The following is a 14,502-nucleotide window of genomic DNA, read 5'->3' on the forward strand; positions in this document are numbered from 1 at the left end:
GGGGGCCGCCCTCGGCGTAGCTAGCGGCGGTCGAGGAGCGTGAACGTGAGCGCGGATTCGGCGATCTGGCCGTAGGCGAACGCGGCGTCGGGGGCGGAGGCGAGCTTTTCGTTGACGTCGAGCAGGTCGAAAGTGTCGGGAATGTCCGGCTCGTCGAGGCCGCGGACGTAGGCCCAGAGGTCACCGACCCGGTCCAGCTCCGCTCGGGCCTGCTCGAACCGTGCGTGGCCGTTCCAGTGGTCGAGGCCCTTGAAGGCGGGCGGGACGGGGAACAGCTCGTCGGGGATGGCGGTGCGGCCGTCGGCCTGGCGGCTGATCGCGACGAGGGGCGGCCGCTGACCGTCCAGCACGCGCCCGATGGCCCAGGCGGCGCCGAAGGCGTAGGCGGCGGCCGCGTCGTCGTACAGCTCGGCCATGCGGCACTCGTGCGCCAGGTGGGAGGCCACGATCACGAGGACCGCCCGGTCGTGCGGCCGCTCCGGAACCGTCGCGGTCTGCCCGGGGACGGTGACGGCGCCGTCGACGTTCCGGAGCCGGTGGAGGTGGTACTGCGCGCCGGCGGCCCGCGCGGCCCGGTGGGCGGTGCGGGCTTCGCGGGCGGCGGCGCCGAGGGCGGCGACGCTGTCGGTCAGGGTCTCGAACCACGGCATCGTGGTGCTGGTCATGTGTTTTCTCCTCCGTGGCGGGTGTGGTCGGTGGCCAGGTCGGTCAGCCGCTTGGCCTCGTCGGGGGCGACGTGCCGGTAGCGGACCGAGACCCGGCAGCCGGGGTGCGGGCAGCGGACGATGTGGGTGCCGGTGAGGAGCGCGAGCGCGTCGGCGACGCGTTCGCGCAGGGGCTGGTTCACGCAGTGGCCTTTCGGCTTTGAGGACTGGTGGCGCGGTCGGACATGGGTGAGGGCGGCCCGGACTCTGGCGAGAGGGGCCGCCCTCGTTGTCTGGTGACGGGGCGTTCAGTTGTTGAGCTGCCTGCGGAGGGCGGCGACGAGGCGGAGGATTTCGTGTGCCATGTCGGCGATCGCCTGCAGCTGCTCTTCCACGTCGGCCGGTCCGGTGAAGGAGAAGGACGGTTCGTTGTTCGGCTTGGGGTCGGTGAAGGAGAACGACACGCGGTGGCTCCAGCCGTCAGATGTTCAGGTGGTGTGCGCGCTGGATGGCGGCTTCCCACACGCTGCGTACCTGGGGGCCGGTGTGGGAGTCGTTCCAGGTGGGGATCGCGTCCCACTGCTTGCCGTGCTGGCGTCGGGCCTCGTCCAGGAGCAGGTTTCCGGCGTCGCGGTAGGTGGTGTTGCGGGTGCCGGCGGCAGCGCGCAGGGCGCCGATGGAGCAGCGGGCGCCCTCGGGGTGGATGAGGCGGTGCTTGGCCCAGCCGTGGGTGTCGAGGAACGCCAGAGCGTCGGTCAGGGTCTTCTCAACCGGGCCAGGCCGGTGCACAGGCGGGGTCGCGGCGAGGACGGCGGGCGCCGGTGCGGGCGCGGCCGGGGCCGTGGGGACGTCGGGTTCCGGGGTGGGGTCGAGGAGCTGGAACGCTTTCGCATACAGGTCGGGGTCGATGGGGGTGAAGCGGGTTGTGGTGCGGTTCATGCTGCCCTCCACAGTCCGTTTTCGTTGGTGATCTCGTCGCGCTTCTTCAGCTCGGTCAAGCGGGGCTTGATCTTGTTTGCGGTGGTGCCAAGCTTTCGGGCGATGGTCTCGGCGGTCATGGGGAGGGCTTCCTCCCTCAGGAGTTCGAGGATTCGCGGCTTGATCAGCTCCTGTCCTTCCGAAGCGGGTGCGGGGCCGGCGGGGTCGTTCTGGGCCCGCTGCTGGGGCAGCGCGGATGTTCCGTGCTGGGCTTTGGTGAGGAGATCGGCGAGGCTGCCGATCAGGTTCTTGCCCCGCTGATCGACCATCGGGGTCTGCGCGATCGCCTCCCGGTGCTGCCAGGCTTCGCAGTGCTCGACCGGGACGGGCTGCTGGTTTCCGGCGAGGGAGGCGGGCGGGACGTCCAGGTAGAGGGAGCGGAACTGGACGGCCTGGGATCCGGGGGTGAGGAGGTAGCCCAGGCCGAAGGTGGCGTCCTCGGGCCTGGCGACGGCGGTGGTGTCAAGGCCGGACATGTCACGGTCGGCGACCTTCTGGGCCTGGCCGGGCCACGAGTCGGGGATCAGCGACAGGTCGATTCCCTCCGCCCCCTGGACCGCGTTCGCCCCGACCAGGGATCCCTGGCCCTTGGCGCAGCGCAGGAAGACCGCACCGCCGCCGATCAGGAGTTGGGAGCGGATGATCGAGGAATTGCCCAGGTCCTCGGCGAGCGGGGTCTGGGTGGCCAGGACCACGCCGATCCCGCGCTTGAGGGACCGGCGGGTCATCTGCTCCACGATCGCCTTCGCCTCAGCGTGATAGGGCGAGGAGGTCGCCAGCAGCATGTGTGCTTCGTCGATGACTGCCAGGACCAGCGGGTCGGTGAAGGGGAAGGACGGGGAGCGGTAGCGGCTCTCGCGGTCGAGCATCAGCGCGTAGGCCAGGCGCAGGGCGCCCATCGCCTCGTCCAGACCGTCCCCGCAGTGAGCGGCCAGGGGTGCTCCGGCGATGGTTCCGGCCTGCGGGGAGGAGAGGATCACCGCGATCCGGGAGCGGTGGGCGGAGAGCAGGATCTGTTCCAGCACCCCCGATTTCCCAGAGCGGGATCCGCCCACGAGATACAGGTGGCGGGCGCCGGATCCGGGCTGGGCGAGGGGGACGAGGGCGGGCTGCGCGTCGATGTAGGTGCCCAGGCGGACGTATCCGCGGGAGTCCATGGACAGTTCGTCGACGACGGTGGAGAGCATCGTGCCGTGCATGAGCGTGTGCTCCTTCATCACACGCACGCCCATCTGCGTGGGCTTGTCGGTGGCGGCCAGGGCGACCTGGATGTTCGACAGGTCGAGGTTCCCGGCCAGGTCCTGGATATTGACGGTTCCGATGGCCTTCCGCTCCCGGGTGGCGATGCCCTCCCAGTCCAGGGGGCCGTCGTAGCGGGTCAGGGTCAGGCGCGTGCCGGGCATCGCTCCGTCGGGGACGGCGACGTGCGCGGCCCACACTTCCTCGGGAGTCGTCGGCACGCCGGCCGCAATCTCCGGCGCGGCCGTCGCCTTCTTGAGGTGCACGGTGACCGGTAGTGCGTTCGGCGCGTAGTGCTTGGGGTCGCCCAGCTCCACCTGCGAGACGGGGACCCGGTAGACGGAAGCGATGTCCGCGGCCTTCACCCTCACCTGCTGGCCCTGGGGCAGCGTGATGACCCCGGTGAACGACACGTGCTCGTCTCCGACGTCGAGGGCGAGGTGCGCGAGGACGGCCCCGGGCTGGATGAGCTTGCGGCCCTCGGTCTGGGTCGGGCCGGAGATGAACTCCGCCCACCACGCAGTGATCACCTGCACCTGCGAGGACTGCCCCACCGGAACCGCGGCCATCGTGGCTTGCAGGGCTACGAATTCACCGCCGGTGTTGCGGCAGTGAGCCAGGGCCGCGGCCCCGGCCGGCACGGCGAGACCGAGAGCGAACAGCGGGTCCATCCCGCTCGCCAGGATCTCGTGGGCGGCGATGCCGCACCCGCTGGTCGTGATCCCGCAGGCGATCAGGGACCGCAGGGCGGGGGCGGAGGCGTTGATGGCCCACGCCCCCGCTCCGGCCGCCGCGGCGGCGAGAGCGGACCAGGGGCCGACCGTGAGCGCCCCCACGGCGAGGGCGGCGGGCGCGTACTGGATGAACTGGGTTCGGGTCGGCCCCATGGCCTCTGCTCCTTCCTACTGCTGGGTGTAGAAGGCGGCTTCGGCCATCTCGACCGGCGAGGTGTCCACCGCGTCGGCGATGCCCCCGTGCTCGGCCTCGGTGGTGGTCTTCGCGTCGTCGGCGGCCGCGGCCGCACTGTCCGCCGCCGCCGTGTAGGCGCCGGCCGCGTCCTTGGCGCCCGTCATGGTCAGGGCGGCGTCCGCGAACTCGGCGGTGGTGGCCGCGTCCACGGCCAGCGCCTTCATCGTTTCGGAGGCGTCCTGCATCTGCTCTGCGGTCTCGTCGACGTCAGTGGCGAGCTTGGTGACGGTCTCGGCGTGGACGTGGACCTGGTGGGTGAGCCAGGCGAGCTTCGTGCGCAGGGCCGCGTAGGTGGCGGCGTCCTTCAGGGTTTCTGTGACAGACATCCGGGCTGCTCCTCGGCTATCGGGCGTTGTAGAAGTCGCGTTCGGCGGGCTTGGTCAGCGGAGAGTCCGCCACGGCCCGGAAGATCTGTCCGTGGCGGACCTCGGCGTTCGCGGACGCGGTCCGGCAGGCCTCCTCGCCGCCCTGGATCTGGTCGTGGAGCTTCTGCGCGGCGGCGGCCTGAAGGTCGAGCTGCTCTTTCAGGTGCTCGCACTTGCCGATCAGGTTCGTGCCGACGCCCTTTTCGGTGATCTCGGCGACGAGCGCATCGCAGTCCGCGGCCAGCTGCGACGACTCGTCCACGAGCTCCATGGCCGTGTCGATGCTGGTCTGGCACAGGGTGGCGGCGCCTTCGGCGAGGTCGATGACCTGGGTGAGGGTGATGACCTCGCCGCTGCTGTAGGTGCGGGACTTCCCCTGGGCGGTGGTGACGTGGACGCCGTTGGCGTCGACGGTCGCGGTATGCGGGACGGGCGGGTTGGGCTGCATCGCAGGGTCCTTCCTGATCTGCTCGGGAATCGTGACGGTCGGAGGTGCAGAGACCGTGCCGGGCGGCGGGATCGTCGGCCCTGCAGCAGGTGTGGGAGGTGCGCCGGCAGACGGCGGCGGAGGCGGCGCGGTCGGCGGCGTTGGAGGCTTCGGCGACGGGGCCGTCGGGGGTGTGGAGGGCGTCGGCGGTGTCGTGGGCTTCGGCGGCACCGTTGCCCCGGAGGCAGGCGCAGAGGACCCCGGAGGAGTCGTGGCGGAAGGCGAACCGGAAGGCGCGGCGCCGGGCTTTTTCAGGTAGGCGGACCGCCATCCGTCACGCAGTCCACCGGCCCAGTGAGCACCCGCCAGCAGCCCGTAATGCGCTTTCGCTGCGGCGTTGTAGGGGGCGTTTCGGAAGGTGTCGGGCGCCCGGGTGGGCTGCCATTTGGTTTTCGGTTTGGGTGGGGGTTTCTTGATGCCCGCTTGCTCGTATTTGCCGTGGGTGTTGTCGACGCCGACGAGGTAGGTGATGGCGAGCAGGATGAGGAGTTCCACGAGCCTCCTTTCATGACACTGTGTAGTTCGGGGGTTACCGGTTACCGGTTACAGGCCTTGCGGGCGCCGGTTCGGGCCGTCCAGGGCGGCCCATGCGCGGCGTCTGGGGGCTGTAACCGGTAACCAGTAACCGGCACAGAGTCGACTCAGCGTGACGTGCCGATGTCGCTGACGGTGTCGTTCGCGGTGTTGAAGACGGATTCGAGGGTGCTGCGGATCTCGTCACTGAACGGCGTGTACGGGAGAAAGATCCCGGAGACGATCAGCATGATGCAGATCGCCATCTGCTTTCCCTTGGTCTTCTTGAAGGTGAAGAACAGGGCCCAGCAGAACAGGGCCAGGGCGAAGAACTGGAGCGTCATTCTCAGGCACCCTTCTCGAAGGTGAATCCCTTGTTGTTCGCAGGGGTGATCGCACCGGAACCGGAGGGCGCGGAGAGCTTCTTGTAGGCGACGAGCCCGCCGCCGCCGACCAGCGCCACCCACAGCCACGGGCTGGACGTGACGCCACCGCCGGAACCGCCGGCGGCCTCCTTGGCCTTGGGTGCCGAGGCTCCGCCGAGGGTGGGGGCGGCGCAGGCGGGGATCTTCGCGACCTCGTAGGAGGCGGCCTTGGCGACCGCCGCCGCCCTCACCTTCATGCACTCCAGGTAGACGGCCATCTCCCGCTCGTACAGGGCCTTGGCCGCGGCCTCCTCGGTCTGAGCCCGCTGCTTGTCGGCCTCGACCTCGACCAGGGTGTTCGCGGCCTGTTCCTTGGCCCGCGCGCGGTCCTGGGCGGCCTGCTCGCCCTGCATGCTGGTGACGGCCACGACGGTGCCGCACACGGCGAGGACGGCGATGGTGCCGCACACGGCGAGAGCGGCGGTGTTGCGGCGTACTCCGCCGAACTTGGCGGAGAACTTGGACGACGTGCTGGGCTTTTCCGGGGCTGCGGGGTTCATGCGGGTGAACTCCTTGTCCCAGTCGATGCCGGACATGGCGGCCCCCTCCTTCCGGTGCTCAGGGGTGAAGCGTCGGGTGTTCAGGCGGCGCGCTGTTCAGGGAAGTCGTGGCAGGCCACGCACATGCCGAGGGAGGTCGGGATCACGTACGGGAGGTGATCCCGACAGACCGGGCAGCGGCGGCGGGCCGCATCCGCTTCGGCGAGGGCCGCCCACCGGTTGGGGGTCATCGGCCGCACGGGCCGGGCCCGGTCGATCCGGTACAGGTAGGCGATCAGCGGGTCCCGTCGGCGGCGGGGTTTCTCCAGTTGGGCGACGACGTCCTGCCCTCCGGGCCGAAGCCCGACGGCTCGGAGCTGACGACGGGTGGCCAGACCCTCGGGTGCGAGGTGCCACCGGTAGACGGGGAGGGGGCTCACCGGGGGCTTTCCTCCTGGGCCATGAGGGTGGCCCAGGCGCCCCGGATGCGGGCTTCGCCGCCGGTGAATCCGGAGTCGCGGAAGGCCGCGGCGGTCTGCCGATAGGACAGGGGCGGGTCGGTGGAGTAGCGCAGATAGCGGAGGACGACGACGATCTGTTCGTCGGTCAGTGGCTCCCCGATCAGTGGGGTGGGCACCCCGGCGATGGCGGCGACCTCGTCGAGCGTCACGGGCGTGACGGCAGGCGTGACGGAGGGCGTGACGTCCCCCTCTTCCAGACCGGGCGATGGGTCGCTGACCTGCGTGTCTTCCGCGTCACGCCCACCCGTGACGGGACCCTCGTCGGAGCCCGGTTCGGGAGCCGGGGGGAGGGCGGGAGTCACGGTCGCCGTGACGGCGTCACGGCCAGCCGTGACGGGCTCGGCGGGGGGTGTGACGGTGATCGCGAACATGTCACCCAGGGCCACGTCCGCACCGGTGGTGATCCGCTCCCGCTGTACATCCAGCAGCCGGGCCCCGAGCGTGCTGTCCGACCTGCCGACCTTGCGGGCCAGACGCCACGACGCCCGATCCGACCGCTCCCGGATCTTCTTGTCAGGGTGGTTGGCGGCGCGGGCGCGGTGGTAGGCCAGCGCCTGCACCACCGACGCGGCCTTTGCTTCGGCCTCGGCGTCCCGGCCATCGACATGGACCACGATCCGGCGGGCAAGGAACGCCATGCCCTCGGCCGAAACGGACATGCCCAGCGGGGTGATCGCGTAGATGACGGTGCGGGGCCCGTCCGGGGCGGCGACCGCGGACATGGCCGACGCGGCGGCCGGCAGCGCCCACAGTCCAGCACGGACCACGGCCGGGGAGGACTGACCCAGCATGGTCAGCCCCAGCAGCACCAGCGCCAGGACGGCCGTGGCGCCCTCACCGGCGGCGACCGCGCCGAGCGCAGTGCCGGAGTTGTAGACGCCCTTGATGTTGGAGTACGTCCCGTACCCGCCAGCCGCACCCGTGGCCAGCATCGGGACGAACGCCAGACCGAGGACAGCCTTCTGGGCTCCCGTCAGCGGGCGGCCGTTCACCGGTCCACCCCGTCCTTCACGGGCTCGAACGGGGTGTAGGTGACGGGCTCCTCAGCGGTGCGGATGCGGATCGCGTCCGCGGCCAACCGGGGGTCCCGGGTGACGGCGCGGTTCGACTCGATGACGATCCGCACAGCCAGGGCCCGGCGTTCCAGCAGCCGGTAGTAGAGCCGCTCGTCCGCCTTCTCGATCGACGGCAGCGGCAGATCCAGTGCATCCACGATCGCTTCCAGCAGGTCGACGTGAGCTTCGGTGCGGTCGTTCATGCCGCGTCCCCCGAGACCTGCGTACCAGCGGCGCGGTTGGCCGCGTCCCGGCGGGCGGTCAGCACCCGGTTGTGGGCCCGGCGGATCCGGCGGGCGTCGAACTCCGTGATCGGCCGGTCCAGCAGGACGATCAGTGCGTCCCACAGCTCGACCTCGGCGGAGATGACCGGCATCTCCGCCTCGATCGCGTCCAGCTCCGCATCCGTCGGCTCCAGGTCGGCCGGCAGCTGGGTAACACCCGTGTGACGTGCAACGATGGACTTCATTGGGCCTTGCTCCTCTCAGACAGGAACGGGGCCCGAACAGCAGCCCCGGCGTCCTACCGCCGGGGCTGCACTGCGTTCGGGTGGCATCTCGCTCGCACGAGCAGCCACGGCCTCCCGGCATCCGTAGATGCCGGGGACCGTGAGCACTGGTGCTCACCGCAGGCCCCGAAAGGCCTGCGAAAAAGGTTGGTTCGCTAGGACCCATCGACCACCCCTGTGCAGGTGGCTGGGCCGGCACTCTGTTCAGTTCTCAAACAACGAACGCTGCCTTCGTACTCACCCCTCGGGGCTTTCCTCCGGGCTGTGGAGTGGTGCTATCGGTCTTGCGTACACAGGAAGACTGAGCCCGTACGGGCCATCTGGTGCGCACCAGAAGGATGGCATCTGGTGCGCACCAGATGCAAGCCCCTGGTTCGTTCGGGGCTTGCCGGTGTGTTCCGGTGTGACTTCAGGAAACGGCTCAGACAGGGGCTCTCGGTAGCCAACAGGGGTTAACCTCAAGGGTGTTAACCCGCTCCCACCTGCGGCGATTTGGTTAATCCCTCCCCAGGTGGCACGGCCATCGGAGGCGATGCACGTGGGCAAGGGATTACGAGTTGTTCGTACCGCGCGGGGATGGTCGCAGGAGCGGCTGATCTTCGAGATTGAGCGCTACGCGCGGCAGCACATGCTGAATGTCGCATCGAGCGCGAGCCTGAAGACGTACGTGTCGGAGTGGGAGAACGGCCGACGGGCCATCACAGAGCGGTACGCCGTGATCCTCCGGCCGCTGCTCGGGGTGACGGATGCCGAACTGGGCGGGGAGTCTGCACGCTCGGCCCCACAGCAAGCAGACGGCTATGAGGACCTGTTGGGTCGTATCGACTCGGCGCGGAGCGTCAGCGATTCCATGGTGAGCACCTTCATGGACCAGACGGAGCTACTTCGCACCATGGATCGGCAGATGGGCGCGTCGGGCCTGGTCGACCAGATGAACGGTCACCTGACGACGATGGAGGATGCGCTCACCTTCGCGGTCCTGCCTGGAACTCGCCGTCCCATCGCAACGGCCCTGGCAGGGGCGGCGACCTTGGCAGCCTGGCAAGCGTTGGACGCGGGTTCTGTGGAGCGCGCCTGGCGACATTACGAGCTGGCGAAGCGCGCCGCGCAGGATGCTGACGCGCCGCAGTACTTGGCCCACGCCATGGGGGAGCAGGCGTACGTCCTGGGTGATGCCGGCCGACCCGAGATGGCGGTCGAGCTGATTCGGGACGCGCAGCGCACCCACGCAGAGCGGCAGTCGCCTCGCCTTCGGGCTTGGCTGAGTGCGGCCGAAGCGGAGCTGTGCGCTACCGCCGGCATGCACGACGATGCCCGTCATGCGCTGGACCGGGCGGCGTCCGCGCTGCCCGAAGGCGCGAATCCTCGGGATTCCGACATGCTGAGCATCTTCCTGAACGCCGACCACCTGGCGCGCTGGCGGGGAAACGTGCTGGCGCTCTTGGGCGACAGCTCGGCCATGGGTGACTTGTACGCGTCTCTCCAGGCGACGGATCCCACGTTCGTCCGCGCCAAGGCAGGACTGCACAGCGACCTGACGCAGGCGCACCTTGCTCGCGGCGAGTTCGACGAGGCCCGCTCGAACCTCCAGCAGGCGCGACTGCTGGCGAACCGCACGGGGTCCGTGCGGCACCGCCGGCGTGTGGAGCTACTTACGGGGCGGCTGTAGCCCGCGACGCGAGGACGTGCAGCAGGGCAACCAGGGTTCCTGACCCCATGAGCTTCCCCTCGGCCATGAGCCGGGGAATGTCCGCGAGTGGCACCCAGGCGATCTGCCCGGCTTCCTCGATGTCCGTGGGTTCGCCCACCTTCACCGCGCCCCGTGCCACGAAGATCTCGTGAGGTGAATCAACCATGCCGATCATGGGCTGATACGTCACGACGTGCTCCACGCTCGTCGGACGCCAACCGGTCTCTTCCTCAGTCTCGCGTGCCGCCGTGGTGGCCGCGTCCTCGCCTTCGTCCACGATCCCGCCGGGGAGTTCCCATCCCCACTGCTGCGGGACGAAGCGGTAGCGCCACAACATCAGGACGCGTTGCTGCTCATCGATGACAGCGGTGATCGCCACGTGGTGGAGGCGCACCACGTGGTGCTCGAACCGCTCGACCCCGGGAGGCTCAACGTCGACGAGGTCGAGGTTCACCCACCGGTTCTCGTAGACCGTCCTGCTGCCGTGGATCGTCCAGGGCTCCTGCTCTGCCGGCGTGGGTACGGTCTCGCCACCCACGACTCGGTACGAGCTGCGGTCGTACGCCTTGATGAGGTGCTCGCTCGCCAGTCGTGCGAGCACCTGCCGTAGGGCGGTACGGCCGATCTCCAGCTCAGCGCTCATGGTCCGCTCGGAGGGAAGCTTTTCGCCGGGGCTGTACTTGCCCGACTCGATCCAAGACCGGATCGTCTGGTAGACCCTCGTCGACTTCGGTCCCATCCTCAGAGCACTCTCCCCGTTCGCCAGCTGGTCATGACCAGCGTAATCGGGGAGAAGGACGGAAGGCTCAGCCATGCTCATCTCTCTCCTGATCTGATGTGAGGGCATCGCGGGGACGGGCACCTCGGAGCGTGCCCAGGGCTGGTGACCAACATGCCGAGTGATCACGGCCATGACACACCTCTGGCAGCACGACGGCCGAAGGCCAAGGGCCGAGGCGGGATGCTCCCGGTGCGGCTGCGCCTGCGGCTAGGGGTGGGGGAAGGGCTCGCTAACTAAGATTGGCTCATGTCCACAAAACGCGCATAGTGCCCTTGGAAAGCAGTGACGATGACTGCGGAAGGCCCCGTGCGGTTCTTGGCGATGATGAAATCGGCTTCGCCCGCCCGAGGGCTGTCCAATTCGTACGCATCCTCGCGATGTAGGAGAATCGCAATATCCGCAGCGCTTTCCAGCGCCCATGGAACATGGTGCAGTTCGGGTTGGTTAGCGCTACGACGATCGGTCGCGACTCGCCCCAACTGGTAGAAAGCTATCACGACAAGGTCCATCTCCTTTGCCATGGCGCGAAGCTCGCGTGCCGCCGCAGCAAGGCTCCGCTCCATTTCATCGCTCGCCATTTCGAGGCCGGGAAATAGCAGGTCGATACTATCGATCACCACAAGGCAAACTCCGTTGACTTTCACGAGTTTTCTACACGTTCGAACGAGTTCATCGACCGAGTAGCTCGGCTCGTCGATTATGTGCATCGGGGCGCCGCTGATGCTCGGCATTCTCTGGGCGAGACGAGTCCATTCCACATTGTCCATAGTGCCGGCAGTCATGTGATTTAGCGCAACACTCGCCTCTGCCGACATTAGGCGCATCATGATCTCGTAGCGGGTGAACTGCAAGGACACCAGAACGCTGGGGCGGTTGCTGGCGACGGAGCAGGCGCGAAGGAAGTTAAGTGCCAGTGTGGATTTACCCATCTTGGAAGCCCCGGCGACCACAATCAACTCACCCGGGCGAAAACCAGAGTTCAAGCAGTCGAGCTCTCGAAACCCGGAAGGTATGCCTATGGGGCCCCGTGATGACCCAACCGCCTCTACGACATCTAGGGCTCCTTCAATGGCATCCGTTGCCCGATATATCGAACTCAGCGGGAATGAGGTACTAAGGAGCTTGTCTTCGACGAGTCGGGACAGAAGGTCGGTCTCCGGGTCGTCGGCCTTGGACATCGACTTTGCGAGCTCCGCCACCTCTTCACTGGCGACCGAAATTTTGCGCGCAAAAGATCTCTTTGACATTCGGGTGGAGTAAATTTCCCCAGTATGGGGATCAGGTGCATCCGCCACGATGCCATGCAAGAGGTGCGCAGCGCGACTTGGCGAGACTGATGATGGGTTCTCCATTTCTTCGAGGATTCCCTCGATGGAGACGCTCTTGCCGCTACTATAGAGAGCTATCAGGGCGGTGTACACCCTACCGTTGAACTCGTCGACGAAGTCGTCTCGACCGATTACCCCTTCAGTGTCTGAAATGGCGTCGAGCGACAATATCATGCAACCCAGAAGCTTCCTTTCGTCTTCGATTTGGTGACTCGAACCGACTGTGCTGGGATATTCTTCTGCGCTGACTGCTCGAATTCCATGCTGCTGATGAATGCTCAAGCATAGAGCCTGGAGGTGGTCGATGAATTGACTGTAATCCTTATCTGCGAACCTTCCTCCGCCAGCTCCTTCGCGAAGGAGCCATGTAGTCAGACTAGTCAGTTGCTTTGGGTTTGGGATTTGCCTGCCGTTAAGGATCTTCCCGATCGCTTGATAGTTGAGCGTCGCCGGGGCGGAGTCGTCAAGCAGTAGTCCCTGCGATATCTGACGAAGCCCCGGACGGCCAGCCGCGGCGTAGGTCTCATGCAGCGCGATAAGCATCTGTCGGTGTGGTCCAGGGGGTACCTGGTCCTCAGGCGGCATTACTAGTCCGCGCTTCCCTCTCGTCGTCCCCACTAGCCCCCCAAGTGTCTCCGAGTGTCTCCGTCGCAGGGTGGCACGGATTTCGCTCGCAGGTCAGGCACTTACCCGAACCCGCGAACTGACTCGTTGTGACGCGAACTGCTCATGTCCTGCCGACCACCCCCAATGCTGGAAGTCCAACCAGGAGGAGGCACACATGGGTTGCTGTCAGAAGAGGACGGCCAGCTCGGACTGCAGCGGAGCACCCCAGGGACTGGGAGCGTTGCTGCTGGCTACGACTGTTCAAACGGTCGTCGCCGTGGGCATGAACGCGCTAGCGATCTATGTCTTGTCGTGGCTGCAGTGAGAGGGGCAGGGTGTCAGCCGCGCAGCGGGACAAGTCACCTGTCCTGGCTGGCCGCAGCAGGTTCGCTCGAGCTGGCTTGACCTCCCACGAGGATCTGGGGGAGTTGAGGTTGGGGAGTGCGCAGTGGGTGGCCCGACTGGTCGAACCTCGAAGGAGATGCTGGTGGTGCACTCGCACCGCGCTCAGCAGCGCCGAGGGCTCCTTGCCGAACCGGGGTGAGGGGTCCAACGGCGAGCGGCCCCAGTCCGTAGAAGCGGGGCTTTGCTGTCAGCGCTGTGCTGCACCATAAGCCTGGATGCCCGCGAAAGTCACTGGACTACAGATGTTCCCTGGAGCAGAGGAGCGGATCTGTCGTGCATAACAACCTGATCTACATCACCGACGGCCGGGGCAAGGTTGATGCTACTCGGCTCAGTGACATCGAGTGGATGCGCCTGGTCTCCGACAACCGTGACTCCACGCGCCGCCAGCTGGTGAAGTGCGCCTGGTGTTGGGATGACGACAAGGTCACCCACTGGATGAGGACTTTTTGTCGCAACGGCAGCCGTGTCATTGCCCACCAGCCCAATGAATGCGCCGACCATCCGTACCAAGCACTGGAGAGCGATGAGCACAAGGCGTACTGCGATCGCGTCGAGCGAGTAGGTGAGTCCGAGGGGTTCAAGGCGCTGCGTGAGGCCCGTGCCAGCGACGGCCGTACGCGCTCGGATGTTCTTCTCGTTGGAGATCTGCACGTCTCGTACGAGATGCAGCACTCACCGTTTAAGCAAGCGTACGGAGCCAGGGAACGGACACGTCGTTCCCTGGCCGCCAAACGGGACGCAGTTGCCTGGCATACCGACAGTTCCATCATCGCCAGTGGTGCGAGCGTCGCCATGCTCCGCTCCAACCAGGCCCGCCTCCCGCAGATCGACAATCCGCGCTACGAACTTCGCATCCTCGGTGGATACCGGAAGGTGCTTGAATGGAAGTGCACAAGCCGAGAGGGGCACCGTTGCCCGTTCAAGCGCTTTGCCGGCTGTGGCTCCACGCACGTCGACTCGCAGCCCGCTGCCATCACCCTGGACGACTTCATACGTCAGGCCCCCGCCGGCTTGGTGGTGCCCGTGAGGCCGCTCGATCGCAGCGGTTTTTGGACAACGACCCACGACTACCAGACCTGGGTAGACCACCACGGTGAAGGGACTCGGCCCAGTACCGACGGGACGCCGCGGCCCCGGAAGGAGCGGCAGGCCGACGGACATTCGCGCCGGACGGCAGCCAAAGACCACATGCCTGACGTGACACAGCAAGGGACGGGCGAGCGCCAGGCTGTAGAGGACGTCCCGGACGAGCTGATCAATCTGCGGCGATCGAGCAGGGAAGCTCAAGAGAAGCTCGCCGGCCTCCAGGGGGAAGCCTTCGAGGCGCAGTGGAAAGCATGGCGCACGGCGGCTGAGAGGTTTCAGGGTGCAGTCACCGAGTACGCGGCGCGTGAGGGAATGTCGCGCTCCGAGGTGGAGCAGGCAGCGAAGAATGCTGCTCGGAACCTGCAGCAGGGGAGGTGAAGGGCTACTTCTCCGAGCATGAACGGGGCTGCCTTGAGCGGT

The 14,502-nt window shown here is 67.2% G+C and carries 17 protein-coding genes; 2 read left to right on the forward strand and 15 right to left on the reverse strand.

Annotated elements, in window-relative coordinates; translation table 11 throughout:
* Positions 1–20: 20 nt before the first annotated feature.
* The 13 genes from ACWFQ8_RS21580 to ACWFQ8_RS21640 form a co-directional block, all read right to left on the reverse strand.
* Entirely contained in the window at positions 21–665 is a 645-nt protein-coding gene (locus ACWFQ8_RS21580) for a hypothetical protein (protein WP_453787873.1), read from the reverse strand.
* Positions 662–847, reverse strand: a complete 186-nt coding sequence (locus ACWFQ8_RS21585) for a hypothetical protein (protein ID WP_453787874.1) — start codon at positions 845–847, stop codon at positions 662–664. Before ACWFQ8_RS21585 ends, ACWFQ8_RS21580 begins: the two co-directional genes overlap by 4 nt.
* Positions 848–952: 105 nt before the next feature.
* Entirely contained in the window at positions 953–1,108 is a 156-nt protein-coding gene (locus ACWFQ8_RS21590; protein ID WP_453787875.1) for a hypothetical protein, read from the reverse strand.
* Positions 1,109–1,124: 16 nt separating this feature from the next.
* On the reverse strand, positions 1,125–1,583 hold the full coding sequence (locus tag ACWFQ8_RS21595; protein WP_453787876.1) for a DUF6197 family protein: 459 nt from the start codon (positions 1,581–1,583) through the stop codon (positions 1,125–1,127).
* On the reverse strand, positions 1,580–3,748 hold the full coding sequence (locus tag ACWFQ8_RS21600) for a type IV secretory system conjugative DNA transfer family protein (protein WP_453787877.1): 2,169 nt from the start codon (positions 3,746–3,748) through the stop codon (positions 1,580–1,582). The genes ACWFQ8_RS21595 and ACWFQ8_RS21600 overlap by 4 nt, the downstream gene beginning before the upstream one ends.
* A gap of 15 nt (positions 3,749–3,763) precedes the next feature.
* On the reverse strand, positions 3,764–4,156 hold the full coding sequence (locus ACWFQ8_RS21605) for a hypothetical protein (protein WP_453787878.1): 393 nt from the start codon (positions 4,154–4,156) through the stop codon (positions 3,764–3,766).
* A gap of 16 nt (positions 4,157–4,172) precedes the next feature.
* The gene (locus ACWFQ8_RS21610) at positions 4,173–4,643 is read right to left on the reverse strand and encodes a hypothetical protein (protein ID WP_453787879.1); all 471 of its coding nucleotides are present in this window, start codon (positions 4,641–4,643) and stop codon (positions 4,173–4,175) included.
* Between the two features lie 680 nt (positions 4,644–5,323).
* Positions 5,324–5,539: a hypothetical protein gene (locus ACWFQ8_RS21615; RefSeq protein ID WP_361752383.1), complete on the reverse strand. Its 216-nt coding sequence runs from the start codon at positions 5,537–5,539 to the stop codon at positions 5,324–5,326.
* Between the two features lie 2 nt (positions 5,540–5,541).
* Positions 5,542–6,156: a hypothetical protein gene (locus ACWFQ8_RS21620; RefSeq protein ID WP_453787880.1), complete on the reverse strand. Its 615-nt coding sequence runs from the start codon at positions 6,154–6,156 to the stop codon at positions 5,542–5,544.
* Between the two features lie 44 nt (positions 6,157–6,200).
* Positions 6,201–6,539, reverse strand: a complete 339-nt coding sequence (locus tag ACWFQ8_RS21625) for an RRQRL motif-containing zinc-binding protein (RefSeq protein WP_453787881.1) — start codon at positions 6,537–6,539, stop codon at positions 6,201–6,203.
* Positions 6,536–7,552 carry a hypothetical protein gene (locus ACWFQ8_RS21630; RefSeq protein WP_453787923.1) on the reverse strand — a complete coding sequence of 339 codons (1,017 nt, stop codon included), beginning with the start codon at positions 7,550–7,552 and terminating at the stop codon, positions 6,536–6,538. The genes ACWFQ8_RS21625 and ACWFQ8_RS21630 overlap by 4 nt, the downstream gene beginning before the upstream one ends.
* 56 nt (positions 7,553–7,608) lie before the next feature.
* Positions 7,609–7,878, reverse strand: coding sequence for a hypothetical protein (locus ACWFQ8_RS21635; protein ID WP_453787882.1), 270 nt, complete (start codon positions 7,876–7,878; stop codon positions 7,609–7,611).
* Positions 7,875–8,144 carry a DUF6284 family protein gene (locus ACWFQ8_RS21640; RefSeq protein ID WP_453787883.1) on the reverse strand — a complete coding sequence of 90 codons (270 nt, stop codon included), beginning with the start codon at positions 8,142–8,144 and terminating at the stop codon, positions 7,875–7,877. The genes ACWFQ8_RS21635 and ACWFQ8_RS21640 overlap by 4 nt, the downstream gene beginning before the upstream one ends.
* Positions 8,145–8,721: 577 nt before the next feature.
* Between ACWFQ8_RS21640 and ACWFQ8_RS21645 the strand changes: the two genes are divergently transcribed.
* Positions 8,722–9,852, forward strand: a complete 1,131-nt coding sequence (locus ACWFQ8_RS21645; RefSeq protein WP_453787924.1) for an XRE family transcriptional regulator — start codon at positions 8,722–8,724, stop codon at positions 9,850–9,852.
* On the opposite strand, the gene ACWFQ8_RS21650 is transcribed toward ACWFQ8_RS21645, so the two are convergent.
* Positions 9,836–10,612 carry an NUDIX domain-containing protein gene (locus ACWFQ8_RS21650; RefSeq protein WP_453787925.1) on the reverse strand — a complete coding sequence of 259 codons (777 nt, stop codon included), beginning with the start codon at positions 10,610–10,612 and terminating at the stop codon, positions 9,836–9,838. The two genes, ACWFQ8_RS21645 and ACWFQ8_RS21650, sit on opposite strands and share 17 nt — an antisense overlap.
* 275 nt (positions 10,613–10,887) lie before the next feature.
* Positions 10,888–12,264, reverse strand: a complete 1,377-nt coding sequence (locus ACWFQ8_RS21655) for a replicative DNA helicase (protein ID WP_453787884.1) — start codon at positions 12,262–12,264, stop codon at positions 10,888–10,890.
* A 1,002-nt stretch (positions 12,265–13,266) separates the two neighbouring features.
* Between ACWFQ8_RS21655 and ACWFQ8_RS21660 the strand changes: the two genes are divergently transcribed.
* Positions 13,267–14,460, forward strand: a complete 1,194-nt coding sequence (locus ACWFQ8_RS21660; RefSeq protein WP_453787885.1) for a hypothetical protein — start codon at positions 13,267–13,269, stop codon at positions 14,458–14,460.
* The last annotated feature ends 42 nt before the right edge of the window (positions 14,461–14,502 follow it).

The organism is Streptomyces sp. NPDC055254 (assembly GCF_053606025.1).

What these genes read in the sequence shown, in the direction of transcription:
- ACWFQ8_RS21580 (WP_453787873.1), bottom strand. Translation starts at nt 665, where the DNA reads ATGACCAGCACCACGATGCCGTGGTTCGAGACCCTGACCGACAGCGTC.
- ACWFQ8_RS21595 (WP_453787876.1), bottom strand. Translation starts at nt 1,583, where the DNA reads ATGAACCGCACCACAACCCGCTTCACCCCCATCGACCCCGACCTGTAT.
- ACWFQ8_RS21600 (WP_453787877.1), bottom strand. Translation starts at nt 3,748, where the DNA reads ATGGGGCCGACCCGAACCCAGTTCATCCAGTACGCGCCCGCCGCCCTC.
- ACWFQ8_RS21605 (WP_453787878.1), bottom strand. Translation starts at nt 4,156, where the DNA reads ATGTCTGTCACAGAAACCCTGAAGGACGCCGCCACCTACGCGGCCCTG.
- ACWFQ8_RS21610 (WP_453787879.1), bottom strand. Translation starts at nt 4,643, where the DNA reads ATGCAGCCCAACCCGCCCGTCCCGCATACCGCGACCGTCGACGCCAAC.
- ACWFQ8_RS21615 (WP_361752383.1), bottom strand. Translation starts at nt 5,539, where the DNA reads ATGACGCTCCAGTTCTTCGCCCTGGCCCTGTTCTGCTGGGCCCTGTTC.
- ACWFQ8_RS21620 (WP_453787880.1), bottom strand. Translation starts at nt 6,156, where the DNA reads ATGTCCGGCATCGACTGGGACAAGGAGTTCACCCGCATGAACCCCGCA.
- ACWFQ8_RS21630 (WP_453787923.1), bottom strand. Translation starts at nt 7,552, where the DNA reads ATGCTGGCCACGGGTGCGGCTGGCGGGTACGGGACGTACTCCAACATC.
- ACWFQ8_RS21635 (WP_453787882.1), bottom strand. Translation starts at nt 7,878, where the DNA reads ATGAACGACCGCACCGAAGCTCACGTCGACCTGCTGGAAGCGATCGTG.
- ACWFQ8_RS21640 (WP_453787883.1), bottom strand. Translation starts at nt 8,144, where the DNA reads ATGAAGTCCATCGTTGCACGTCACACGGGTGTTACCCAGCTGCCGGCC.
- ACWFQ8_RS21650 (WP_453787925.1), bottom strand. Translation starts at nt 10,612, where the DNA reads ATGGGACCGAAGTCGACGAGGGTCTACCAGACGATCCGGTCTTGGATC.